Raw genomic sequence first — 22,729 nt, forward strand, 5'->3', positions numbered from 1 at the left:
GCCACGGATCGAATTAAGGTCGCTATCGAGCAAGAATCGTTACAAACTGCTTAATAAAATTGTTTATTTATTTTTAAAAAACCAACAAATCTTCAAGGGGCTATTCTGTTTATTTTTAAAATCGTCAATTATGAAATTGATTCAGCTAGTAAAAATAAGCTGTTTATTATTGCCCAAGTTCTAGTTACTTGTGTCCTTCTTTCATTCATCTTCAACCCCTCCTCTTTGTACTAGGTAATTGTAATAATTGACTCTCTACTTTATTAATTTACCCAACTACCTTGTTCTAAAACACGATATGAAAATGACTGTGCACCACACAACTTCAACACAATTCCGAATCGTTTCCAAATTGCGTGGTGCACAGGCACACTAAAGACACGTGGTGCACAGGCAAACCTAAAATTTTAGCCGATACAATACATCATCATCTTTCGATGGGCTACCTCGTCCATCGGTATTATTTGAAATGAAATAAAGCGAATCTCCATCGGAAAATACATCCCGGATACGTCCGTAACCTTCAATTTTATAGACAAGCTTTCCTGCAACTGGATCAATCACCAGAATAGCTTCTCCCCGAAGTGCGCCTACATACAAAAGCCCTTTATGAAACGCCATACCAGACGGTGCCCACGTATCCTTGGAGCCGGATGTCACAAGTGGCGTCTCCATATGTTCCTTCGTATCCAAGCCTTGGATAATTGGCCACCCATAGTTCTTCCCTTCTTCAATAAGATTTACCTCATCATTTGCAGATTGTCCGTGTTCCGATGCATACATGTCTCCATTTTCATCCCATGCAAGCCCCTGCGGATTGCGATGACCACTACTAAAAATCTGAAAAGTATTGCCCTCTTTAAATTCAATAATTTTCCCGTTCAATAAATTAAGGTCTTGTGCTGCATCAGGGTTTGCCCCGTCTCCAATTGTCGCAAAAAGCCGACCATCTGGAGATAGCGCAAGACGTCCACCATGGTGAACAGCTCCTGATTCGATTCCATCTAAAAGTAACTCTTTTTCTATCCATAAATCGCCTTCAACTTGCAGGAGCACAATACGATTTATTGGAATCCCGTCATTATCGTATGTGTAATAGGCGTACGCTTCCTGTGATTCGGAGAAATTCTCAGCTAGAACAAGTCCCGTGAGCCCCGCTTCAGCAACTGTTGAGAGCGGTTCAGATAGGCGGACTTCCTCTCTCGTTAACGTACCTTCCGGTGAAACATTGACAATCGTTCCACCGCGCTCAGAAATATAAAATGTACCGTTATCATTTGCGATTGACCAAGGGGATTCCAGATTGATTGCGATTTTTTCTACGTCGTTATAAATAGGAGTATTCGAAACTGGCGATTCTTTTGTGCAACCAGAAGTAAAAAATAAGAACACTATCAACAAATAACGTTTCATACACCAACCTCCTTAAATTGTGCGGTACACGAAATTATCTTTTGGCCACTTTAAATCTCAAAACCGTTTTCACCCTTTCAGGTACTGTTCTTCTTGCATCTGTAATATAGATTTCTTTATGCGTCTTCTCAATTCTGACCAAGTTGTTTTCCGTACAAAATCGCTCCCTCTTTTCGAACGTTTCTGGTTCTGTATCAAAACTCCCTACATGTATTGCCTGCACACATAAACCTTCCGTTATTTCTTCAAATTGAACTCCATCTAAATTAAGTTCTTGATTTTTCCCCCGCACAACACTAAGCGCATATTGAAACAGTTCTTCCGTCACAAAGTCAGGCTGTCGGATCATTAACTTGTACACAAAATGGTCCTTGTCCAAGTAATCGAGCTTCCTACCTTCTTCATCTAAATCCCAATGCCCTTCTAAAGGAAATACAGTATACTCGAAATACCCTTCAGGCGGCTCCACTTTTTTATGCATCATCCGAATTGCATACGACAATGAATAAAGGATTTCAATGTTCTCTTTAAATTGCTCACTCGTATTTGGATTTCCGCTACCTTCGATTCTTTTCGCCACTCAAATTTCATCCTATATTTCATCCTTTCAAATTAAGCCTGCATATTTATTTGAATATAGTAATACTATGTAAATTTGTATATACTTAAAGAAAACAGGTGGTGCTCTCTATTGGATTCAAAATCAACGCGTATGTCGAACACGCTTCAATACCTAGTATACATCTTTGCCGGAATCACTCTAACCGTCATTCTACTTTTCTTAGAGTTCCAGATGTGGCTTGTCTATCTTATAATCATAGGGCTTTCCCTTCTTATTTTCACTGTTCGCCCGATGTACGTAATTTACAGATCAAAATCACTCCCAGCCATCGATCGATATGTAATTAAAAATAAGAAAAAACCATTATTCGGCTATGCCTACGCACAAGCTTATGGTGACGATGAAGACATAGAAAATGCGTTACATAGAATACTTGAAAAGCATAAACAGGCTGAAATCCAAATCATCTACGGCGCAAACCTTGCCTTACATCAGAAGGATGCAGATGCAGTACTTAACTTCGCCAATCAAATGAAACGGAAAGATTACAAAGAATATTATTTAGGTACCGCTTATTTGATGAAAGAAGACGTATACCAGGCAACGACTTATTTAGACCAACTTTCAACCGCATGGATGATTCACTCGTTGAAAGCATCCATCGCAATCCATCAAAATAATCTCGAAGCGTTCAAAAAAGAAGCTCAATTGTCCGAAGACAGTGCAGCGGGTGTACAAATGTATTCGATTCACCATATGATGAAACGAATGGAACAAAACGCCTTTTAACGATAAATGCGAACCTCTCAAACATATCCGTTTGAGAGGTTCGCATTTTTTTTGCATTGGTGAGATTGGAACTACTTTATACGTGACTGAACAATTTGCATAACTTCTTCTTGAGTTAAGTTCGTCACTTCAGCAATCGTTTCAATCGGAAATTGCTTCGTATACATCGTAAGAACAATCTCGATGTTCGCTTCACTTCTACCATCTTCTCTTGCATCCAACTCCCGTTGCAACTGATCTTTCAGATGTACTTCACGTGAGAGTGCAGCTGCCCGTGTCGCTGGGTCTTCGCTTAAACGCTGAAGTTCATCAAAAGCTTCCTTCATCGTTGAACTTTCCATCGCTAGCGCCTCCTTTGTTTCCTTATTGCTATTCATGAATAATAACCATTGCTCCAGTTTCGAACTCCCTGTTGGCTTCTTATTTTTTAGTTTAGGCAATTCCAAGACGTGAATTTCCGCATGTGATGAAAAAATTGCTCCATCTTCTGGATCCATTAATTGAAACTTACTGTGGTAATTAATTTTGGATAATAAATTGAAATTCGTAATAACAATTTGAATGGCGCGGTTTAATTCTACATAAGATTTACCAGCTTCATCCTGGCTACCATACATTTTTGCCCAGTAAATAAGCATTCGTTCTTTAAATGCCCGGTGCCCTTTCAATTGCATTTCGATATTAATTTGCTCTCCTTTTTCCGTTAAAACTCTTAAATCCATTTATGATGATTTGTCATTCACGTGGTTTGGCTCAACATAAGGGGTAAGAAGTTCCAATGAAAAAAGTTCCTCATTTAAAATCGATTCCAAAAAAGCCAACAATAATTTATTATTTCGCTTATCACCGAAAAAAGCTTTAAAAACCACATCATTTGTAAGTTCTAACAACCCAAAGTCATAGCTACGTTTATCCTCACATACGAGTAATTCCAACGCCTCTCCTCACTTCTTTACACCCATTATAAAACAAATGTTCTCATCCGTCAATTGATAAGACTGAATACTCTTAACTCAATTCAAACAACTCAATTTGCTCAACTTCGTTCAATCGTTCCAATGAGTCTGGTTCCAAATCGCGTAAGTAAGCAGATTGGATTGTCTTGTTGGTCGTCATAACTTGGCGATCGCTTCCAACCGCTTGGCGCAGTCGGCAACTATAAACGACCGGGAAGAAGTCACGCAAAAATTTCCCTTCTGCGTGTGCGGTTAATGTAATAATTTGAAAACCGAGTTGCTCCGCAATGAAAAACACTGGGGTTAGAACGTGACCACTTGATGCTTTCCCAAATGGATTGTCCAATATAACGGATCGATGCCTCTTCATATTCGGTTGAATATGCTGTTTTTTCTCAGCTACATAATTAAGAAGCCCTAAAAATAGTGACATGTTTTTGCTCCATTTTTCTCCGCCTGACCAACTATTCGATTCTTCCCATGTAAATGCAGCACGTGAAATCTTATTATCATTCGTCACTTTATGGCATGAAATTCGAATCGCTTTATTTTGAAGGACGACTTGAAGCAATTGACGGGAATTCAACCATCTTTCTAAGCGTGTTCTCACTTTCGCTTCATCTAATTCGCCATCATCTGCCCGATATTCTTCCAATTCCAACTGCGCTAAAATCCAATTGACGTGTGAACGCAAAAGTTGCTTGCCTTCGTTTTCATTCCACTCGGGAACGGTGATGTGAAAAATTTGACGCCAGCTATCTTCTATTTTCACTCCGGTTTTCTTTGGAATGGTTAACAGTTCGGTTCGCAACGCACGAATATGCATGCTCATATGACGCAAAAACAATTCGAGTTCTTTGTCATGTGTGTGAATATGTTGCTCTGCATATTGTTCGGCCGTATGCAAACGTTTTTCAAGCAGTTCTTTATAATGCAACATTTCATCATACGAGCTTTTCGTTTCAATTCCTTGAACCGCTGTTTGTTGGAGTCGACTATCGGTAATCGTAGAACGACAAAATGAAATATAATTTAAGCGCTCGTTTTCGATTCTTTTCGATTCCACTTCAAATGCTTGACCTAACTCTCTTAGTTTCAATAGAACTTCTTCAATTCTTTTTTTCGCATTGTACGTGAAATCCAACAAATCTTTTTCTGATAGAACTTCCACTTGAATTTCTTCTAATAAAAATTGATGAATCACAGCATCCGTTTGCAACATTTCCTTTACACTGCGCCAATGTTCAACTTGCTTCAGTGTATACTGCCTGTCTTTTTCCAATGAATCGAAAGACTGCCGCCATGCTTTCCAGGCATCTTGTAATTCTTGTTTTTCAATCGGAAGTGCTTGGTGAAATTCTACCGGATTCAAAACTTCTGATTCCTTCGCTTCAACTACACCCTCTTGCCGATTCACTTTTCTCTGCTGTCCCTTTTCTACTTCTTCCGCTTCTTTTTTCGCCACTTCAAGTTGCGGACTCAGGGCAGTAAATGTACGAATCTGTTCTTTTCCATTTGAAGGGAAATCGATACCTTCCTTTAAAATCGTCGGATACTCTTGTGTAAGACTTTCAATTTGGAGCGCTATACCATCAAGCTGATCTCTCGCGCTTTGCAATTCCCTTTCGACCACGTTTCGCTCACTTAACAAACCTGCTACTTTCTGCTCTAACTCTTCATATTCTTCAATAATTATTTTAATTGGTTGTTCTGTAGGTAGTGCTTGAAGATTCTTTACTTTCCAGAATAGAGGATGGTCGATTACTTCCTTTGCAAGTTGTGCCTCTGTTTGTCGAATCAAATCTTCCATTTCTCTTACGTCTTCTTCTCGTTCTAAAAGATGCCTCTCCACTCTTTTTTTCTGTCTAACGAAAGCAGTGATTTCTTCTCCGTAATGCATTTTTGTTTTTTCATGTTCAGCTTTTCTTCTGTTTTTATCTAAGTAATCTTTTGCTTTTTCTAAATAAATTGTAAAACCTTGCATTTCACTACTCAGTTTTTCAATTAAATTCCTGTTGTTTTCCATTTCTTGTTGGTAATCAGCAATCTGCACATTGGTTTTCGACATCCACTGACTCAACTGAAATTCTTTCCTTTGCAATTCATTCAATTCAAGATCCAGCTCTTGCTTATAAACAAGAGGATAGCGTTTGATAAAGTACTGGAATGCTTCATATAGCCTTTTACGACCTTCAAGCTCCAAACTGAAATTTTTTCGAGTCTCTAAAGCCGCCTCTGCTTTCTTTTGGATTTCCTCTTTCCACAGTCCAAAAGCATCGTTATCCAAGGCAGTTGTCCAATGTTCGGGCGTAATCCAATCAACAATCTTTGTTTGTCCTTCCTTCACAATGCTCGTTGCTTCGTCTAATGTCAGAATATGCACTGGGAATTGCAACTCTTTTTGACTGTTTTGCAATTTCTCTATTAAAAGAGGTGCTTCTTTTTCTGTCGTGACGACAGCCATTGCCCAAAATGGATAGTCTTCTTCCAGCGTACTTTCAATATCTAAACTCATTACAAATTCAATGCCTGTCTGTAAATAAGTAAACTGATTTTGCCAACGAGCCAATTGAACATCCAAAAAAGCATCTGCAAAAAAACGTTGTTGCTCTTTATAATCATCATACAAACGTGTCGCTGATCGTTCGTCTGCTAGCAACATTTCAAACTGCCCTGTAAGTCGAACAATGTCTTCTTGCATTGACTGATCAATCGATTCTTGTCTGTCATAAATCGAATGAAGATTCGCCCACACTATTGACGATTTTTGCAACTGATCGATTAACAGTTGTTCTTCGTTTTCAATTTCTTTTACATGCATCTTTTTTTCAGTGCATCGTGTACGTAAATTTTCAAGTGGTTGTTGCTGATCTTCCCGTTCCTTTGTCGCTTTTTCTACGAGAGTTCTCAATTGAGTGTTTCGGTTTTTTAATTCAATGATTTGGCCATCCAGCTTCGCATGTTCTTCGACCCACTGTTTTTGTTGTTCTTCCATAGACGTATGAGACTTGTCCAAAAGTACATCTTTTTCAATCTGCTCCATTTCATTTTCTAAGATTGAAATAGTTGTGATTTCTCGCTGTTCATCTAGTCGGCCCACTTCAATATTCTTTTGTAAAACTTCAATGGATTCCTTTTCTTGCTGGACGATGTTTTTAATTTGACGCAGTTCTAATTGCTTGTTCGTTCGTTCTTTTTCAAGTTCCGCCTGTAGCTTTTCAAAAGCGCCTGCAAGTTGACGGCCTACTTCTTGAAACTGTTCGAGTGCGTCCTCGGATTCGCCTCTCTCATTCCAGTCGTTCAATTCTTGCAGCAAGCGCTTAATACGGGACGATAAAACTTCTTGTTGCTGCAATTGATCTGCTAATCGCAATTCAGCAAGTTGCTCCCGATTCGTTCTCCACTTTTCCTCAGCCTGTCTTGTTGCTTTTTGCAATGAACTTAACTCTTCTTCTAAGTCCTTTAGTTTGGCGCGTTCGACTGCGATTGATAGAGACTTTTCACGATGTGAGAGTGCTTTTTTCTCGTCTTCAAATTCCTCGCGTGCTTTATCAACTTCGATTTGTTTGTCAACATATTTTGCATGTTCTTTATCCGTTTGAAGAGCATAAGCTTTTGCAGTCATTTTGCTTTTCATATAAGACGTTCTTTTCTGTTCCATACGTTCAAAGTGGTTCGTCAACTCATCCAACCGCGATTGGATTTTACGGTATTCACCCAATTTGTCTTGAAAGTGTTTGTATTCCTGAAAGGAAGTCAACCTCGATTCAAAACTCGTTGCAAATTTGGTCGACTCAAAACCTGCCATGCCATCTTCAATATTTGGAATGAGCAAACGATCTACCAACTGACCCGTCGTTCGACAATCATCAAAGAAACGTTCCACGTCGCCTTCCCCACTGTTAATTTTCACGATACTTTCCCATTCAGAAGTAACAATGTGGAAGTTTTCCTCCAAATAAGCACTGTAGCGCCCTATTGTATCAAACGTATGCGCATTCATATGTTGTTTATCCATTTGGCTGTAATAGTCCTGCATTTCCCCTTTTTCTGCAGGTCGTTTCCCTCGAACAAAAGGCAGGTTTTCGATTGAATGCGCATTGTCTGAACTATACTCGTACACATATTTCAACGAATCTAAACTGTCCTTTGTCATGAAAAGCGTTACACAAGTTAGACCATATCGTCGTGGACGCTCGCTTAGTATCCATTCAATGGCGATATGGGCCGGCCCCTCATCTAGCCTCAGCGTATCTTTCATCTTTCGATTCGCTACTTCAACGTGAGGAATGATTGCTTGCAAAGCCGTTTGAATAAATACCGTTTTGCCGCCGCCATTTTCCAATACGATGGCCCCGTTATGTCCGTCAAATAAAAATAGTTCATCGTTGTAACGTTTGTCTCCATTTTCATAGACTACGTTTGTGAACCGAATCTTCGAAATCGCTGGCATCGACTGTATCCTCCTTTTTAACAGCTTCCATTCGGTAAAGAAATTCCAATATCCCGCGGTTAAAGTCCAAATCCATAAAATAGCGTTGAATAATTGTCTTAGCTTTTTCCGTTAGTGTTATTTCGTTATTTCCGATATCCTGAACGAGTTCCTGATCAACTAAAAATCGACGGACCGTATCAAGAAAACTTAACCGACTATTTGTATTGCCCGCTTGTCTTTTAGCTTGTTCATTTAAATCGTCCATGCTGTCCCATTTATCAAGGATCATTTGCCAGTTGTATGAAAACTCTGCGGAAAGCGATTTTAATTCTTCCGAATCATGTTCTTTCAATGTATCGATTCGCTGCTGAACCGCAACAACCCAATCGCTTAGTTGAATGAATTCCCGTGTCGGTTCTTGCGATAAATAGCTGTTGTAAAATTCGCCAAAAAGTACAATCGTTGTGAAATAAAGAAGATACAAATCGGCATTTGTCGCACCCGATTTTAAATACGTTTTTCGCAAATACTCATTACTTACGTGGAACGGCGAATCGCCTACAGTAGGAATGAGGAGTAATTCCTGTCCAACGGTCACTAAATCACAATCTACACCTTTTACAAACTCATTAATGAGGCCACGAATGGTATCGTCAGCTAGATAAAGGTGATAATGAGTTTTCCCCGCTTTTCCCGTGCGTGTTAACAGTTGAAATATATCAAAAGCCCTTCGCACCGTTTCTGCTTCATACAACATCATCCGTGTCCTCCTTTAGATCGATATCCATATTTTGTATTGCATATCTTTCATCGGGATTCAAGGACTCTTTTCGTTCAACTACGCGTAATACTCGATTTTCTAAAAGTCTTCGAACCCCGTCGAGTACATGTGTCTCCTCGTTATCTTTCTCTTCTTCAGGTAAAACCGGAGATCGCTGATGAAGGAGGAGAAAAAAATCATAAAAAACTCGTGAATGAAGCATTTCTATGTAAGAAGTTTTTTGTAAATACGAGATGAAGGCATCCAAAGTCGTTTGACCTTCCTCATCCATGCATTCTAAGAGTAACGAAAACAGAACCGTATATTGGTTGCGGATGAGCATGACATATTCTTGCTCTTCTTTCGATTCGACTTCTGGGAAATCCGAACTTTTCATTTCCTCTCGAATGTCACGTACCTGCTGCTTTGCAAACAACGTTAATGGCGACCATAATTCCACCTGTTCGAGCTTTAGAAACGGGGACAAAATTCCTTTCATTGATTCCAAAGCTAAAGGAGTACTAATTATTCGCGAAGTAATATCCTGATCCAGATTGAACGAATCGATACCGACAAAATACAAGGCTTCTTGAGCCGCTTGAAGCGCACTCGTTTTCAAATCTGTACAGGCATGCAGTAAATCGGAATGCTGGTGATGTACTTCTTCCAACCGTGTTGAAATTTGGAGTATAAGTACATACGCTTCTTTCTCTTTTTTCGTAAGGTCCTTATAATACAATCGTTCTTTCGTGTCATTCACAAATTCCTGCAATGCCCCAAATTCCTCGTGTTCCATAGATAGACGAAGTAAAATATCCTCAATCAAGCGGGCATACCGCTGAAAGGTTTCTTCAGACGTTATGTTGCGTTTTAATTCATGCGTTAAATGAAGGATGCGCTCTTCAAGAGATTCCACATCGATTCGCATTTCATTGATTTGACGTAACGCCCCTTTAAATTCACCTTTTTCAAGTTGCTTCCTTAACAACAACTGGTTGATTGAAAGTTGAAATTCGCTATAAAATTCTTTCGTTGCAAACACAAGTTCAAGACCGTCCTCATCAAGTGTGTAATACTGTGCATTCGTTTTCACATCAAATGTATTTGCTTTAAAAAATGAAAAGCTCACGGTTTCCTCTTGTCCTTTTTCCCAATCCATATACGTTACGCTGTAGCGCTTACCTGTTGGTGGACGAAATACTTGAAGCACATCCCGACTCAAATTCTCCCATCTAGCGGAGGAAAGCGTGTACACTGGACCTGTTTTCATTTCTAAATAGGCAGCAAATTCTCTTAAGCCAGCTTTTGTATTTCGAATTAATTTCTGTTCAAAAAAGAAAAGTAAGCAAAGAAGCCCCATTCCTGCAACGTCTATTCTCTTATCATTCTCGTCACGGATCGTTTTGCGTCTTAAATCTTGGAATGGTTCAAATAGAGCGATGCGTGTGTACCGCTCCGCATATCCAGTTGTTAGTTCATAAGCGTCCAATCGCTATCCCTCCAAATCGCTTGCAATTCGCTCGTCTGCAATATTTCCTGTGGATAATAATACCCATCCGCTAACTTTTGTTCAATTTGTTGTTGCAAATCAATCGGAAAAAAGGTGTTGAAAGCTTGAACTGCTGCATCAAGCCGAGCTTGATTTTGCTTGCCGCTGGGAGAGGTTTTTAAAAGTGCCGCCTTATAGAAAGGCAAAGCAGGGAGAACACTCACTTTCTCAGACAATCTATGCCAAATTGTTAGCCCTGCATAGTCTATATCGCCAAAATAATAAAAGGTATGTTCACAATCATGTACAGGATATTGATGTGCAAAGTTCTCAATGCTTTTCACAATTTTATTGCCTACTCCGTAAATAAGCGTCGAGAAATCTGTCTCTTGTAATTTAGGTAATAAAGCTTGGTACGTTGTTTTATTTTCAACAATTAAATGCCTTTGATTGGCCGCGAGTACTTTTCTTGGATTGATGGCGAACATAAGAGGATCAGCAACCGGAATGATTAACAACTTGTCCCATAGTTCGATGCGCTCCAGTAGTTCTTTGCCACCTAGCTCCGTTATCCACTTTTCATTTGCCACGAGTTCAAAAGATCGTTCTGGTGCAGCTGCATAAGTCGTTGGCAAAGGTTGGTCGTTTAAGTATGTATGAATAGCAAGGAGATAGGGGTAATCCGATTGCCAACGTGCAAATGGCAACTCAAAATAATGCTCGATCCGAATAAGCGAATGCAACTTGACCCTTGCTGCCACAAGTTCTTTGTGGAACTCATTTTGAAGTGACTGTATGTGGATTCGATAACTCAATCGAAGCGCAGGTTGTTTTCCATTTGTACCGTGGGATTGAATCGGCGAAAGGACCCCATCTGATTCCAACGATAAAATGAGTTTAGCAAACTCAGGATAAGTTCGAGTAGAGGCAATTTGTTCAAGTTCATGTAGCGTGACTGTTTTCTTTTTTAGATTAAGTAAAAATGTGCGAATGCTTTTCTCCATTCCCTTCACCTTTCCAAATTCGTTTTCAGGCTTCCTAAGAGTTCTAAAATGCTTTTCTCACGTTGTAAACTGACCCATTAAGTTGTCAGAAGATACATTCATTCTATCATAGTTCCACTTATCTTTCTTTTTTCTATTTTTTGTTCATTAAGAATAAGCTCGGTTTTGTAACGTTGTTGATAAAACATGTTAATAAAAACGCCCAAAAAAATGAGCGTTTTGCGATTAATATTTACTCACCTATCTTCACTAAAGTACCCCATTGCGAAGTAATCAATGTTTATTAATCTACAATGTTCATCTTTTTAAAAATTCCTATTTTTCTCAGTTACATAATATCGAATAAAGTATTTAATTAAAAAGAATAATAAAACCGGTACTTAAATAAACCTAAGGATGCTCATACAAAATCTCACCATCTTTCGAACGAGCAACAAGATTGTATTCTGCTGAAACATCTTTCCTATTCGTATCAACAATGTAATATAGTCTTGTTCCATAGTTTGAAGTAATAATATTGACTCCCTTATCTTAGTTATCCAACACTTCTATTTTTTCTATTTCTTCATCAACAATCAAACCCCAAGTTAAAACTAAAAATTCATCGTCATTACTATACAAAGGTCCAGACATACCGCCAAAGCCTATTGAGTGGTCATTTACACCTAAGTCACCTGTTTTATCACTAGTTTCCCACCCGTTTTTACGATTGACGACTAACCCAGCTTCAATCATTCCTTCTGTTTCTTCCAGGAATGCTAAAGCAATATCATCATTTGTTTGAGTAATGTAAAAAACATCTTTCCATTCCTCATTTTTTTCAATTGCTTCTTCTACTGTTGTATCCTTGCTGCACCCACTCAATATGAACAAAAATATGATAAAGAGCATTACCAAATTAGTTATTCTTTTTATTATTCACGCTCCTATTGATCAAATTCACTGGCCAGTTTTGGAACAGTACATCCATCAACTGCATCCGTTAATTGAAGCTAGTTTAAAGTGACTTATTTCCTTCACCAGTTTATTCCTTCTTAAAGTAGATCTTCAGAACAAAAAATATATAAATAAGCCAAACAACAAAATACACTGAATACAATGCCACCTGAACACTATTAGGACTCCAAACAAACACAGCTTCCCATGAATAACCACTTAGTATAAGGCTTGGTAGTAAACAGAGAAAATAACTTAACCCCATCATAACTACTAAAGACAAACTTAGTTTAAAAATGCTTTTTATCCCATTCAACTGAATATAGAATTGGTTTCTAGCTATCTTCATTAAAATCCTTGAGATAAAAATGAAAACAACTAGCATGAAGATGCTTAAAATAAATACGATTACAAATGCCACCTTATCAATGGTTTGGTTTGAATCTTCTACGTGATTACGAACACCATCTCCATGCATTATTCCATAAATTTCTTCTCCTATATTTTGAACTTGATTTGAACTTAAATTCCCTAATACAGCAACTCCAATTTTTTCTATGTTACTGAATGATACATACGTTGAATAGTTTGGATTCATGCCGTCATGAGTGATCTGTTCATTTGGTTCAAGGAACCAGCCACCAGCATAGAACACTTCGTCACCTGCTGCATCAACAGCACGATCCGCCTTATGAGAATTTTTAATAAGTTCTGTATGAAAATCAACTTCATTCATTGTATCCATTTGAATTTTAAGCCACTTTGCCATATCCTCTCCGCTAGATAAAATATAGCCCGCTGGTTTGTTCCCTCTATAAATCGGTGCTTCATATTGTCGTGGTTTTAAAAATCCGATTTTATATCCATTCGTCATTTGAATGTTTCTTTCTTCATTTCGAAAAAGGTATGTATTATTTAATTCCATTGGTTTTAAAATAGTTTCTTCCATAAAGTATTCGTAACTATCACCCGTTACTTGTTCAATAATTAATCCTAGGACATCATAATTTATTGTCGCATATTGAAAGACCTTACCTGGTTTACTATCTAGCTCGATTCCAATTAAAGTTCTTACTGTTTCTTCTAGCGCATTATCTTCATTCGAAATAGGAATTAAATTTATCGTATAGGCCGGGATTCCAGTAGTATGATGTAACGCTTGCTCAATCGTTATTGGGATTTCTTTTCCTTCATACTTTACTTTTAGCCAAGGGATGTATGCAGTTACATCCTCGTTAAGCTCGATTTGTCCGCTTTCTACTAAACTCAAAATAGCTAATGCAGTAAAAGCTTTACTATTCGATGCTAATTCAAATATAGACTGGGAAGTGACTGGTTCTTTTTCTTTTAAATTTGAATAGCCAAACCCTTTTTGATAAACGGTTTGATCTTCTTTCACAATCGTTATCGATAATCCTGGGATTTTTCCCTTACTCATATTTTCCGTTATAATTTTTTCAATTTGCTTTTCTTCCGTCTCAGTTAATTCATTTATTTCTTGTGCCTTTACAACTCCATTTCCCATTATAGGAATCATTAACATTGTAGCTGCAATAAACAATAATGTTATTTTTACAAACACATTTTTCATTTATTCCCCTTCTCTCACAATTAACTGCCACTTAATCCATTCACAACAGTTTGTATTCCACTGTCTATTTCACTTTCAAGGTTTTCTTCTACATAAACATAAAACAGCAACACATTATTAACCTCATACACTTTATATGAGACCGTATCCATACTTTCTGTTTTTACACGCCAATCTTCCAAACCTTTTTCTCGATTTGGAATTGAATTGTAGATATAAATTAAAATCTTCTTCCCATCTAATTCATAAAAAGAAAGTCTGACCCCATTAAGTTTCATTCCAAAAATACTGTCGTTCTTAGTAACCTAGCTTTCTTTTAGTGACAATTGCTGTTCTTCAAATGAAGATAGCACCTCGTCCAGTTGAATTGCAATGGGATCATTTGCTTGGCAACCCGCTAATAAAAATAACAGTGCTATACATATGAATGCTATTTTTTTCAAACAATCGTCTCCTAGAATTTTTCGACGTAAAGATAATTTATATGCTTTTTATTACTGTTTCCTAAACCCTTTGGCCAGATGATAAACCATCCATTTTCCGAAAATTGCACCCGATAGCTTTATTAAATCTACTTTAAAATAATTGTTTTCATGATAAATATTCTAACCAGAAAACGAATCCAAATAAGGTAACAAAAGTTAGAGTAAGCTGGATGAGTGTTACTTGAAAGTCTTTTCGGTTATCCGAAAATCGCCATTCGATATATGCTTGAACACCAATTTGAGTTAGTACAAACAATCCAATCATTATATATGTTGAAAAGGGGTGGATATTAAAAAGGATTGCAAAAGTTATGAAAGAAATCATAAAAACGATTCGCAAAGTCCAATCGACTTTTTTATGTAATTTGTTTACATGATTGTATGAAAACCATTTCTTTTTTCTTGCACCCATTCTATAACGAAAAATAGCTGGAATAATACCAACCAGTAAAATAACAACTACTAGTATTATTAAAAGTTCTCCCCAAAACCCAGGCGGCATTTCAAAGTGCCCCATTTCTTATCCACTCCAATCTAAAACTCTACTCCTTCTACCAATGAATTTAACTATATAAATAGGCCCGTTGACGTGATCTAGATGCAATGGTTTATACTTCGATCGTACCCTTTATTTTTAAAAAGCATTTTTATTTCTTTAAACTATCTAACAAAATATAACCAAACACCACACCTGCTATTGTAAGGATCGTTGAATCCCCCTGAAAAATAAGATTTGGTAAAAACAAGGTGAATCTATTTGATATCGGTATAAAAGGTGAGTAGCACAATAGTATAATACAAAATGACGGCAATCCGATTCCAATGAATTTAACCCAATCAAAGTCCCATTGTTTATTCTGCTTGATTTCAACTAGCAACTTTGGCAACCTAAGCAATGCACCAACAACAATAGGAAATATAAATGGAAATATAAAAATAAATGGTGTTGAATCAAAGGTTCCCCTAACAAATTTTTGCTTCATCATAAACTGGATATTGGCTCCTAAATAAATAATAAAACCTAAACCAATCGTCCAACCAAAATAAGTATAGAACCTTTTCATAAAAGCCCCCCCTTATATCAAAATGACTTTAAATCAAATAAAGGTCATTTTGAGAATGAGTAAGAATTCTTATTGCTGAATCTAGCATGATTTACGCACAAATCTTATGCAAAACTAGTTCGACCGCAACCACTTCCTGTAGTCAACTACATGAAATATTACCAACATTGCATTTGCCCCAAAAAGGAAAGATATATATTCAATGCTGGTATTGAACATATTATTAAGTACGAATAAGCAAGAAAAAATAAAGACATTAATTAAGATGTCGTTACCGATTATCTTTGCTAAATTTTCGGTTAGGTATTTCTTTAACATATTTTCACCCTTCCTGTTACAGAAGCACAAACAGTTCAACGTTCGTTAAATCTCGTTAATGATGACTAAACCATTAAATTATGTGCTTTTATATTCTGGTCCTATTACTGAGTAGGTGCAGATCCTTGTTTTAGAATCAGCACCCGACTAGGAAAAACTCACTTATTAGTTACTTGGAACTTTCGATATACAACCCAAAACATATTAAGTCCATACCCAAAAGCTAAACAGCTAACAAGGACTGTAAGTGAGGTTAACTCACTAGTGAAACCTACTGACCAGAAAACTAAGTACACGATTAAAGAAAAGATAATTACTCGTATAACGTTTGCCATTTTCAACCCTCATTCCCCAAATAAATCCCAAGATAAAAGGACTTACGTTCATTCATCTTAAGAGATGTTCTTATACAACAACTGCACCCGATTGTAGTAATTTAAAGCACTTTGAGTTATTCAATATTGTTCCAATTTTTTCGATTATAAATAAATTGTTTGATAGAAAAATTAATTAAGTAATAGATAGCACCTACAATTGCCACTACAAATGCTAAGTAACTTAATGTCATCATAAATCCCCCGATAGTAGTTTGCAGGACATTGTTCAAGATAAGAGTCGCAACCGCATAAACAATCCCTAAAATCAAGATAGTTTTTTTGCTCATCTTAAAACCTCCTTACCCAATAAACTGGCCCATTGTTGAATGGTCATATATGCATAATACTTTCCGTTGCTTGAAGTGCAGGCGCCGACTCCAGCGGGAACAGCGCGAGCTGAAGACCCCACAGGAGCAGCCCTTAGCGACGAGGAGGCTGAAGCCGTGCCCGCGGAAAGCGTGCGCCGGAACGGAAAGCAACAGTTTATCTAAGTTAGGTTTTGGCCCGTTTGAAGCACAGCCCCTATTCAACAACTTCACCCGATTACTGTACTAAAATTATCAGTGCATATTTTCTAAGATTACATAGTCCTTTGTTTTAGAAATAGGTATTTCATAATCATTAGCAAATACAATTAGATCATTATAAATAGACTCTGGATTAAACGCTAGGATTCTAAAATTAAGGCCTTTTTGATTTTGAACCACGGCACACTTTTGCTTCCATCCAACACGCGTTAACTTTATACCATCAATTTGTTCGTGATTAACCTCTTTATTGTATATTGCTAATGTGAATATTCGTATTTGGAATTTCAATACACCGTTTGATATTTTAAATCTAAAGTTTATAAAAATTGCTGTAAGCACAAGTATTGTGAATGGAATATGAAAATACCATATCCAAGAACCTCCTCCATTACCAATACTTAAGATCAAAACAACTACCAAAATCAGAAATATAGTTAAAAGTGATCCCCGTTGTGTTTTTGCATTATAAATCACGATTGCATCTCCTTTAATTAGCCCAAATGAAACCTAGTCCGTATTCAATAACTGCACCCGATTCTTTAATTAATAGCTTTTTGGGGAGCTGTTTAATCTTATTTGTGGAAAACTGTTAACTCTAGTTTAGCGTTTACACCCTATCACTCCCTACTACTTTTCCTGTCAAGCTTAGTGAAGAATGTACTCATCAAAACCATAAAAATAGGCATTAAACTCCATAAGAAGAATCCCCATTGTTGCGTTATAAGTGATAATATTAAGAAGAAAGCAAGTGTTACTATCGAAATGTAAACAGTACGTTTTTGATATTTATTCACCTCATACACCCCTTCCTTAAATATTTCATGTTCATTACAATTTAAATTGTTCTGCAAAATCGCACTATTACCGAAAAGTCACTATGCTTCTTCAAGATTAGCCCCCGATTGAGGGACTATCGAATTGCTACCGCTTTGCCCTTTTCGGCCAAATAAAGTTACTTATGGCAATTAAAAAATCAATCCCCAACACAAGTGTCCATAATTTTAGAAACCCAGCCAACACTTCAGTTCGAGAAGAATCGTTAATTAAATAGATTAAGATGAATAAAATTCCAGCCCCTATTAGAAATGCAATCACATGTTGTCCCCAGCTCTTAAAATAGTGTTTCGCATAATCAACACCCAATTTTTTAACCGGTTTCAATCCTTCTTTCATCACATAATATTGAAAGCGTAGATCCGCCCATTCAATCATACTTCTACCGAATGCAATAGATATCCCTATATACACAGCAGCAATTGCATGCACTTTCGTAGCACTCGCACCACGATACAAATCCACACCCGTAGCAATTAATAAAATTAAATCAATGACGGGTGTTAAGGCCAGGAAAAACAACCCCAGTTTATTCCTTTTAAGGATATATCGTGTGAATAGGCCTAAAATGATAACAAGCCAAAACCCTATTTCACATGCAACAATCAACCACGCAATTCCATTCACCCAAACACCCCTTTGTACAAGGCACACAATTTATCAATATCCCATTAATAGTTCCCGAAAATCGCGCAACTCTTGAGTTAAACCAGCTCTCATATTGTTACGTTCTTAATGAGCGATAAGTTTCATTAATTGGAAAAAAGGCAATTTTCTACAATCATCTACTTATAAAGGAATTTTGTCAACATACCATTAATTGAGTTATGATCATCCTTAAAGCCGAATGCAGGTATTCACAAAGGTCGAAATCGGGTCTTTCTCTTTCCATCTCATGCTATCTTTCTAGCGAATGCTGTATACTAAAGATAAGTTTTCATTCAATTTACAGAAGAGATGAGGTCATATCCATGTGTTTAATCAACTTTCATTTTCAAGAACATCCTACGTATAAATTAATTGTTGCTGCAAATCGCGATGAGTTTTATGAGCGTCCGACAGAACCTGCTCACTTTTGGGAAGACGAACCGAATTTATTAGCTGGTAGGGATTTACGTCAAATGGGGACATGGCTTGGCGTGACGAAACAAGGTCGTTTTGCCGCTCTTACAAATTACCGAGATCCTGCTCATATGGGTGTTGGAAAAGTTTCTCGCGGAGACATCGTTCGGAAATATTTAGAGGACGATGAAAATACAGTGGACTTTCTAACTTCCATTCACATGTCGAAAGAGGACTACACTGGATTCAATTTACTCGTTGGTAACGCGGACGAGTTGTATTATTACAGCAATATTCAAGGAGAAATTACGGAGGTAACTCCAGGTACCCACGGCTTAAGCAATCATTTGCTCGATACCCCGTGGCCAAAAGTGAATAAAGGAAAAGATGCCTTGAAAGAATATGTGGAAAGCCGAGAGAAGGTTGAAATGGATGCGTTATTTTCAATTTTGACAGATGAACGAATTGCGGAAGATTCGATATTACCAACTACCGGAGTCGGCATAGAACTCGAACGAACCCTTTCCCCCCTATTTATTAAATCGCCTGAATACGGTACGCGTTCGTCCTCTGTTTTACTCGTAGATCATAACAATGTCTTCACTTTTGCAGAAAGAACGTATGAAAAAGGTGTATTCGCAAGTGAAAATCAGTTTACATTTCAAGCTTGATCCTTAATCAAAAAAATCTACAACGAAAAGCATACAAGTATCTGCTTTTCGTTGTAGATTGTACAATCACACATTCTTATTTTGAGTATAAATTCCATACCACGCCTTCAATTTCATATCCCATTTTTCGAAAGGGATTTCTTCTGGATTGAACCCATCAATCTCATAAACTCTATCTTTGCCATTTGGAAACTCAACAAGGCAAATCCCTTCAATTGGTGACTTCACAACTTTCGTAATCGCGATTTCTTTTCTCTCGAAATACTCGCGAACAAATTGTTCTTCACTTTTCGTTAGAGATTGTTCATCCGCAGGAGTAGAATCAATTACTCCTTCTTTTATGTCGTTAACCGGAAGTACTTTATCCATATCCTCGTCCGTCATTCTTCTTTGAATCCAGCTAAGCTTTGTATCTAGTATTTCTATGATTTCCGCCAATCCAATAAACAACATTCCTGAAACAATTCCTGAAAACCAATACGTAAACACAATGGACCAAATGATATGCATTCCATCGCCATATAACTCTTGGCCAATAACGAGTCCGTAAATGAAGCTTATCGCAATGATAAGAAGTCCAATAATAAACAAGATATTGGCAACTTTATTTTTCTTCAATCGAAACAATCCCCCTGCTATAAATTAATTTCCTGTGTATTCTGCATGTCCATGAAGCGTACAGCCAAATAAGTAACAGTTACTTTCCGTATGGAGTTCGACTTCCATCTGAGGACGATAGCCTTTTTCTAACTTCGAAAACAGTTCACGAAGACCATCGAGTTCCAATTGAAGCTCTGCAATACGATCCAATTTGTCTTCTTCTGACCACTGTTCATCACAAGGCTCCACTTTTTCTTCTTCAACTTCAATTTCTTTTTTCTTGATAGCTTCTTGAATGACCATTTGACACTTCGGCAATTCATTCAATTGATATAATGCATACGCATATCTATGAATGATATAAGGAGAGACAAAGTACTCCTCCCATTCCTTTTCAAACATAATCCTCGCTTCTTCGAAACAACCCAGTTCAACAAAAGCATCCGCTACTTCAATCGCTCCTGTATAATCGTCCGCATGCTCATTCCACGCGTTGAGGAGTTCTTTTGCTGTGCTCACATCTTTGTTTTGAATACGAGCAAGCACCTCAAACCAGCGTGTTAAATCCGAATCCTTCGCAATTTCTTGAAAACCCGCTGCTGCTTTCTCAAATTCTCCCGTATTGTAATGAACGACAGCTAAATTATGTACCGCTTCAGATGAACGGTCTATTTTCAGTGATTGTTCTAAGTACTTCTTAGCTTCCATCCAGTTTTTTTCTTGCATCGCAATTTCACCGAGCATATTGTAAGGAAAATAGGATGTTGGATTGTGAAGGAGAACTTCATCGAGTAAGGGTTTGGCCCGTTCTTGGTCCTCTTCTTCATATAAGTACATCCAAGCTAAATTACTTAGCGCCTGCACAGTTCGTTCCTTATTTACAACCTCTTGAAATAGAGCAAGCGCTTCGTTATTCTGATTACTTTCGAATAAGTGTAGTGCCTGTTTATTAAGTGACATAAATCCACTCTCTCTCTCACTCTTTTGTAGTATCCGTTGCTTTTTTAAATCGATCTCCAGAGTTCATCCGTACGATTGCAAAGATAAGGAAAGCGAAAAATAAGCCCATTCCAATTCCAAATAAAATTGGACTGTCCACCATTGCACTTAGTCCCCATAAAAAGATACTAAAAGAAATCCCGTACATGATTTTCCCCATAAATTTACACATAGCCACTTCGTCATATTGCGCCTTTTTGTCTTCCGACATCGTATTGTAACCTGCAATGAGAAACGCACCTTTTCCTTGTGAAAAGACAAAGGCAAGTAGTAAAAACGGAATAAGGAGTATCATGTTTACGATCGCTGCAATCATTTAGATCCCCTCCCCAATTCATTCGAATTAAGATAAAAAATAATACTCCTACGTATCATTACACTTTAAAACGAGTGCTTATTAACAGATTTATGAGATCAATACATATTTCATACAATTTACTCTGAATTTTAGTACTTATAATTCACTGGCTCTCTTAATATCCTGAAGATCCACTTCAAGAGCTTTTATCATTGATTTCTTCATTAATCCACCAAAAACTTTACTCATTACTTTAGACATTAAACCTACACTTTGCCCCTCAAATGACATCTCAAGGATTACATCATCACTCTCTTCGGTAATGGATAAGCGAGATATATAAATAGCCCCATGACTCTCAGCCCGCGTCTGATAATACGAATTCTCTTCACTATCCGTAATCCACATGATTTCTACCGCTTCTTTACCAAACATCTTTCGCGTCTCTCTCCACTTTAAACCGACGAGCGATTCTCCCCTCGGTGTTAACACTTCAATTTTCATGATTGCGCTTATGAAGTCAGCTGAATTCTCAATATCACTAATGACTTCCCAAACTTTCTCTTTTGTACTGTTGATTTTTACTTGCGTTGATACTTTCATCAATACACCCCTACTAGTTTTATTTCGAACAAACTCATTTACTCTCTTCCTAAATATACCATATTTCTTCATTTATCTGTTAATTGATTCAGGAAATCCCCTTTTTTAGGTGAGATTGAATCATACAAGCCCTCCTAAATGCCTGAGTCAATAATATAAAGTATTGGACGAATGGAAAAACAGTACGTTATACTTAAAAATAGTTAGATTTAGTGTAAATTGAAACAAAAGGAGAGAGTACAATGGATATTAAGGCAAAAATCGAAGAAATTATTGAAAAAGTAAAATCAGACGAAAGCTTTAAAGCGAAGTTTTCTGAGGATCCTGTAAAAGCTGTAGAAGACGTTATTGGCGTCCAACTTCCAGAAGACCAAATTAACTCTCTGATCGACGGAGTTAAAGCAAAAGTTTCATTAGACAAAGCTAGCGGCTTTTTGGATAAAGCCAAAAAACTATTTTAATCGGTGAAACAATAAAAAATGGGAAACTAACGAGGAAGAACCTTGTTAGTTTCCCATTTTTAGTGGAACTTTAATAAGTGAACCAAAGATTTTCAAAATTTACTTTTGCATTTCTCAGATTAAATATACCCATTTATTTTTGATTGATCTTCTTCATGTATTTCACGTTGTAAATCGCCAATACTTTGTTTTCTTCGTTCGTTTTTCTCTTTAATTTGATCCAATTCATTTCCTTCCGCAAAATTCATTGCCTCTTCTGCGGCCTCCATATTGCTAATTGTTTTCTTAAGACGTACTTTGTTATCCGCTGGATCATTCGGCTTCGGGTAATTTTTCGCCAATTTCCTTCCTCCCTCTATAAACATTGATATATCAACGGTTTAAGCCGTTGTAGGGTGTCGGAAAAATATTTTTCGACACGTTGGTTAACCTCGTTTTATTGTTATGTGAATATTCAAACAGAGTTGGATACGCTACGCGGTCATCGTTGGA

Annotated in this window: 23 protein-coding genes and 1 pseudogene; 3 read left to right on the plus strand and 21 right to left on the minus strand. The window is 37.3% G+C overall.

The annotated features are described in order from the left end of the window. Positions 1-399 precede the first annotated feature (399 nt). Together ACXYMX_RS15955 and ACXYMX_RS15960 are read right to left on the minus strand one after the other, a co-directional pair. The gene (locus tag ACXYMX_RS15955) at positions 400-1,413 is read right to left on the minus strand and encodes a PQQ-dependent sugar dehydrogenase (protein WP_459045234.1); all 1,014 of its coding nucleotides are present in this window, start codon (positions 1,411-1,413) and stop codon (positions 400-402) included. A 34-nt stretch (positions 1,414-1,447) separates the two neighbouring features. Continuing rightward, on the minus strand, positions 1,448-1,993 hold the full coding sequence (locus tag ACXYMX_RS15960; RefSeq protein WP_459045235.1) for a GyrI-like domain-containing protein: 546 nt from the start codon (positions 1,991-1,993) through the stop codon (positions 1,448-1,450). Positions 1,994-2,104: 111 nt separating this feature from the next. Between ACXYMX_RS15960 and ACXYMX_RS15965 the strand changes: the two genes are divergently transcribed. After that, positions 2,105-2,764 (plus strand): hypothetical protein, encoded by a 660-nt coding sequence (locus ACXYMX_RS15965; RefSeq protein WP_459045236.1) that lies wholly within the window; start codon positions 2,105-2,107, stop codon positions 2,762-2,764. Positions 2,765-2,835: 71 nt separating this feature from the next. On the opposite strand, the pseudogene ACXYMX_RS15970 reads toward ACXYMX_RS15965, so the two are convergent. From ACXYMX_RS15970 to ACXYMX_RS16035, 14 genes and pseudogenes are all read right to left on the minus strand, one after another. Continuing rightward, a pseudogene (locus ACXYMX_RS15970) lies at positions 2,836-3,633 on the minus strand (Rpn family recombination-promoting nuclease/putative transposase). A 139-nt stretch (positions 3,634-3,772) separates the two neighbouring features. After that, positions 3,773-8,173: a coiled-coil domain-containing protein gene (locus ACXYMX_RS15975; RefSeq protein WP_459045237.1), complete on the minus strand. Its 4,401-nt coding sequence runs from the start codon at positions 8,171-8,173 to the stop codon at positions 3,773-3,775. Then, a complete protein-coding gene (locus tag ACXYMX_RS15980; RefSeq protein ID WP_459045238.1) occupies positions 8,130-8,915 on the minus strand; it encodes a DUF6063 family protein in 786 nt (261 codons plus the stop codon). The genes ACXYMX_RS15975 and ACXYMX_RS15980 overlap by 44 nt, the downstream gene beginning before the upstream one ends. Next, a complete protein-coding gene (locus ACXYMX_RS15985) occupies positions 8,902-10,404 on the minus strand; it encodes a replicative DNA helicase (protein WP_459045239.1) in 1,503 nt (500 codons plus the stop codon). The genes ACXYMX_RS15980 and ACXYMX_RS15985 overlap by 14 nt, the downstream gene beginning before the upstream one ends. Continuing rightward, positions 10,386-11,408, minus strand: coding sequence for a Wadjet anti-phage system protein JetD domain-containing protein (locus ACXYMX_RS15990; RefSeq protein ID WP_459045240.1), 1,023 nt, complete (start codon positions 11,406-11,408; stop codon positions 10,386-10,388). The genes ACXYMX_RS15985 and ACXYMX_RS15990 overlap by 19 nt, the downstream gene beginning before the upstream one ends. A gap of 531 nt (positions 11,409-11,939) precedes the next feature. Further along, positions 11,940-12,305 (minus strand): hypothetical protein, encoded by a 366-nt coding sequence (locus ACXYMX_RS15995; protein ID WP_459045241.1) that lies wholly within the window; start codon positions 12,303-12,305, stop codon positions 11,940-11,942. A gap of 127 nt (positions 12,306-12,432) precedes the next feature. Next, positions 12,433-13,935, minus strand: a complete 1,503-nt coding sequence (locus ACXYMX_RS16000; RefSeq protein WP_459045242.1) for a serine hydrolase domain-containing protein — start codon at positions 13,933-13,935, stop codon at positions 12,433-12,435. A 20-nt stretch (positions 13,936-13,955) separates the two neighbouring features. After that, positions 13,956-14,213: a hypothetical protein gene (locus tag ACXYMX_RS16005; protein ID WP_459045243.1), complete on the minus strand. Its 258-nt coding sequence runs from the start codon at positions 14,211-14,213 to the stop codon at positions 13,956-13,958. Positions 14,214-14,240: 27 nt separating this feature from the next. Then, entirely contained in the window at positions 14,241-14,378 is a 138-nt protein-coding gene (locus ACXYMX_RS16010; protein WP_459045244.1) for a hypothetical protein, read from the minus strand. Between the two features lie 148 nt (positions 14,379-14,526). Further along, positions 14,527-14,937, minus strand: coding sequence for a DUF4181 domain-containing protein (locus ACXYMX_RS16015; RefSeq protein ID WP_459045245.1), 411 nt, complete (start codon positions 14,935-14,937; stop codon positions 14,527-14,529). A gap of 130 nt (positions 14,938-15,067) precedes the next feature. Further along, positions 15,068-15,484 (minus strand): hypothetical protein, encoded by a 417-nt coding sequence (locus ACXYMX_RS16020; RefSeq protein ID WP_459045246.1) that lies wholly within the window; start codon positions 15,482-15,484, stop codon positions 15,068-15,070. Positions 15,485-16,253: 769 nt separating this feature from the next. Continuing rightward, positions 16,254-16,466 carry a hypothetical protein gene (locus tag ACXYMX_RS16025; protein ID WP_459045247.1) on the minus strand — a complete coding sequence of 71 codons (213 nt, stop codon included), beginning with the start codon at positions 16,464-16,466 and terminating at the stop codon, positions 16,254-16,256. A 273-nt stretch (positions 16,467-16,739) separates the two neighbouring features. Then, a complete protein-coding gene (locus tag ACXYMX_RS16030; RefSeq protein ID WP_459045248.1) occupies positions 16,740-17,183 on the minus strand; it encodes a hypothetical protein in 444 nt (147 codons plus the stop codon). Between the two features lie 447 nt (positions 17,184-17,630). Beyond that, the gene (locus tag ACXYMX_RS16035; RefSeq protein ID WP_459045249.1) at positions 17,631-18,170 is read right to left on the minus strand and encodes a hypothetical protein; all 540 of its coding nucleotides are present in this window, start codon (positions 18,168-18,170) and stop codon (positions 17,631-17,633) included. 344 nt (positions 18,171-18,514) lie between these two features. On the opposite strand from ACXYMX_RS16035, the gene ACXYMX_RS16040 reads away from it, so the two are divergent. Beyond that, the gene (locus tag ACXYMX_RS16040; protein ID WP_459045250.1) at positions 18,515-19,276 is read left to right on the plus strand and encodes an NRDE family protein; all 762 of its coding nucleotides are present in this window, start codon (positions 18,515-18,517) and stop codon (positions 19,274-19,276) included. Positions 19,277-19,342: 66 nt separating this feature from the next. Here the strand turns inward: ACXYMX_RS16040 and ACXYMX_RS16045 are convergent, their stop codons facing one another. From ACXYMX_RS16045 to ACXYMX_RS16060, 4 genes are all read right to left on the minus strand, one after another. Next, a complete protein-coding gene (locus tag ACXYMX_RS16045; protein WP_459045251.1) occupies positions 19,343-19,894 on the minus strand; it encodes a hypothetical protein in 552 nt (183 codons plus the stop codon). Between the two features lie 24 nt (positions 19,895-19,918). Next, the gene (locus ACXYMX_RS16050) at positions 19,919-20,836 is read right to left on the minus strand and encodes a tetratricopeptide repeat protein (protein WP_459045252.1); all 918 of its coding nucleotides are present in this window, start codon (positions 20,834-20,836) and stop codon (positions 19,919-19,921) included. A 16-nt stretch (positions 20,837-20,852) separates the two neighbouring features. Beyond that, the gene (locus ACXYMX_RS16055; RefSeq protein ID WP_459045253.1) at positions 20,853-21,191 is read right to left on the minus strand and encodes a DUF3784 domain-containing protein; all 339 of its coding nucleotides are present in this window, start codon (positions 21,189-21,191) and stop codon (positions 20,853-20,855) included. Positions 21,192-21,329: 138 nt separating this feature from the next. Further along, positions 21,330-21,776 (minus strand): SRPBCC family protein, encoded by a 447-nt coding sequence (locus tag ACXYMX_RS16060; RefSeq protein WP_459045254.1) that lies wholly within the window; start codon positions 21,774-21,776, stop codon positions 21,330-21,332. Positions 21,777-22,018: 242 nt separating this feature from the next. Here ACXYMX_RS16060 and ACXYMX_RS16065 point away from each other — a divergent pair, with 242 nt between their 5' ends. After that, positions 22,019-22,237: a hypothetical protein gene (locus ACXYMX_RS16065; protein WP_459045255.1), complete on the plus strand. Its 219-nt coding sequence runs from the start codon at positions 22,019-22,021 to the stop codon at positions 22,235-22,237. 119 nt (positions 22,238-22,356) lie between these two features. Here the strand turns inward: ACXYMX_RS16065 and ACXYMX_RS16070 are convergent, their stop codons facing one another. Then, on the minus strand, positions 22,357-22,578 hold the full coding sequence (locus ACXYMX_RS16070; protein ID WP_459045256.1) for a small, acid-soluble spore protein tlp: 222 nt from the start codon (positions 22,576-22,578) through the stop codon (positions 22,357-22,359). Positions 22,579-22,729: the final 151 nt, after the last annotated feature.

Source organism: Sporosarcina sp. CAU 1771 (genome assembly GCF_054482775.1).

Bases quoted from the DNA above. Each gene is read 5' to 3' on its own strand.
- ACXYMX_RS16005 (WP_459045243.1), bottom strand. From the start codon at position 14,213: ATGAAACTTAATGGGGTCAGACTTTCTTTTTATGAATTAGATGGGAAG.
- ACXYMX_RS16040 (WP_459045250.1), top strand. From the start codon at position 18,515: ATGTGTTTAATCAACTTTCATTTTCAAGAACATCCTACGTATAAATTA.
- ACXYMX_RS15980 (WP_459045238.1), bottom strand. From the start codon at position 8,915: ATGATGTTGTATGAAGCAGAAACGGTGCGAAGGGCTTTTGATATATTT.
- ACXYMX_RS16055 (WP_459045253.1), bottom strand. From the start codon at position 21,191: ATGATTGCAGCGATCGTAAACATGATACTCCTTATTCCGTTTTTACTA.
- ACXYMX_RS15975 (WP_459045237.1), bottom strand. From the start codon at position 8,173: ATGCCAGCGATTTCGAAGATTCGGTTCACAAACGTAGTCTATGAAAAT.
- ACXYMX_RS16050 (WP_459045252.1), bottom strand. From the start codon at position 20,836: ATGTCACTTAATAAACAGGCACTACACTTATTCGAAAGTAATCAGAAT.
- ACXYMX_RS16020 (WP_459045246.1), bottom strand. From the start codon at position 15,484: ATGAAAAGGTTCTATACTTATTTTGGTTGGACGATTGGTTTAGGTTTT.
- ACXYMX_RS16060 (WP_459045254.1), bottom strand. From the start codon at position 21,776: ATGAAAGTATCAACGCAAGTAAAAATCAACAGTACAAAAGAGAAAGTT.
- ACXYMX_RS15990 (WP_459045240.1), bottom strand. From the start codon at position 11,408: ATGGAGAAAAGCATTCGCACATTTTTACTTAATCTAAAAAAGAAAACA.
- ACXYMX_RS16065 (WP_459045255.1), top strand. From the start codon at position 22,019: ATGGATATTAAGGCAAAAATCGAAGAAATTATTGAAAAAGTAAAATCA.
- ACXYMX_RS16025 (WP_459045247.1), bottom strand. From the start codon at position 16,466: ATGAGCAAAAAAACTATCTTGATTTTAGGGATTGTTTATGCGGTTGCG.
- ACXYMX_RS15955 (WP_459045234.1), bottom strand. From the start codon at position 1,413: ATGAAACGTTATTTGTTGATAGTGTTCTTATTTTTTACTTCTGGTTGC.
- ACXYMX_RS16015 (WP_459045245.1), bottom strand. From the start codon at position 14,937: ATGGGGCACTTTGAAATGCCGCCTGGGTTTTGGGGAGAACTTTTAATA.
- ACXYMX_RS16000 (WP_459045242.1), bottom strand. From the start codon at position 13,935: ATGAAAAATGTGTTTGTAAAAATAACATTATTGTTTATTGCAGCTACA.